Source organism: Cryobacterium sp. 10I1, assembly GCF_035019805.1.
Taxonomy (GTDB): Bacteria; Actinomycetota; Actinomycetes; order Actinomycetales; family Microbacteriaceae; genus Cryobacterium; species Cryobacterium glucosi.
Genome location: NZ_JASJVF010000456.1, coordinates 1 through 1,442, shown reverse-complemented (window position 1 = coordinate 1,442; position 1,442 = coordinate 1). Strand labels below are relative to the sequence as shown.

The 1,442-nt window shown below is 72.2% G+C and carries 1 protein-coding gene; it reads right to left on the bottom strand.

What is annotated here, in order from left to right; translation table 11 throughout:
- Positions 1–1,442 (bottom strand): hydrogen gas-evolving membrane-bound hydrogenase subunit E (gene mbhE / locus QN345_RS19030; protein ID WP_323509113.1); only part of this gene is annotated, 1,442 nt, incomplete at both ends.

Genomic DNA, 1,442 nt, shown 5'->3' with positions numbered 1-1,442 from the left:
ACACCGACACGACGATCGCGGGGTGGAAGAGAAGCCGCACGATGACCTCGATCAGGATCGACCGGTCCTCCGGCTTGATCGTGCGCCCGGCGAGCAGCCAGGACTGCCGGGTGACGGCGTGGCCGGCCGAGGAGGCCTGCGGGTCGGCTACGACGCGGCGACGGTTGCGCGGTGACCGCTGGGTGCGGGAGCCCTTCAGACGCGGCAGGGTCTCGGTGCGCCCGGACACGAAGAGCAGGCTCGCGACGCCGGTCGCGACGACGATGAGCACGGACACCTCCCCCATCGTGTCCCAGGCCCGGATGTCGACGAGTGCGACGTTGACGATGTTGGTGCCGTGCGCCTCGAGCGTCAGGCGCGGCAGCTCGAGCGCGATGCTCGGCGCCTGCCTGGCGCCGAGGGCGATCATGGCGATGGTGCCCATCGTCGCCCCGACCAGCACCCCGATCAGGGCGCGGCGCCTGCGATGCAACGGCGCGTTCGGGCGGGTGACCCTCGCCGGCAGCCGGCGCAGCACGAGCACGAAGACCACGAGGGTCATCGTCTCCACGAGAGCCTGGGTCAGGGCGAGGTCGGGTGCGCCGTGGAAGGCGAACAGGGCCACGAGGCCATAGCCGGTGACTCCCGCGAGCAGCACCGACGTCATCCGCTGCCCTGAGCGGGACGCCGCGATCGCCGCAACGCCCATGATCACGGCGATGATGACCTGGCCCGGGTAGTCCCAGAGCACGACCGAGTCCGGCCAGGTGCGGTTGACCAGGGAGGCGAAGCCGAGCGCGAGCACGAAGACCACGAGGATCGTGCCGAGGTACTGCGGCAGGCCGCCGCGCTGCGCGAAGTGGGTGAGCCTCGCCGCGGTGCGATCGACGCTGCGCACCAGCAGCCCATAGCCCCGACCGGCGTCGACGGACCCCGGCACCCGCTCCTGCAGCACCGCGACCCCGCGACGCTTCCAGAACATCACGGCGCCGAGCGTGAGCACGACAGCGGTGATGCCCAGGGCGGGTTCGAATCCGTGCCAGAGGGCGAGGTGCGCGTGCCCTCCGCCGGGGACGGTGTCCGCGTACGGCGCGAGCAGCGGGTCGAGCCGGCCGGCCAGCGGGCCGAGCGCGATCGTCGCGACGGCGAGTAGTCCCGGGGCGATCAGGATGTCCCAGCGGCTCGGGTGCAGGGCCGTCTGCACCAGCGCCCCCCTCGTTCCGAACGCGCCGTGGAAAAAGCGGATGCTGTACGCCACGGTCAGCAGGGAGCCCACCGCCGTGCCGGCGAGCGCCACCCAGCCCCAGCCGTCGCCGTGCAGTGCCGCCTCGAGGAACGCCGTGAAGACGGCCTCCTTGGCGACGAATCCGAGCAGGGGTGGAAGTCCGGCCATCGACGCCACGGCGACGAGCGCGATCACGGCGAGCGCCGGGTCGCTGCGGCCGATTCCGGAGAGCTTCCGG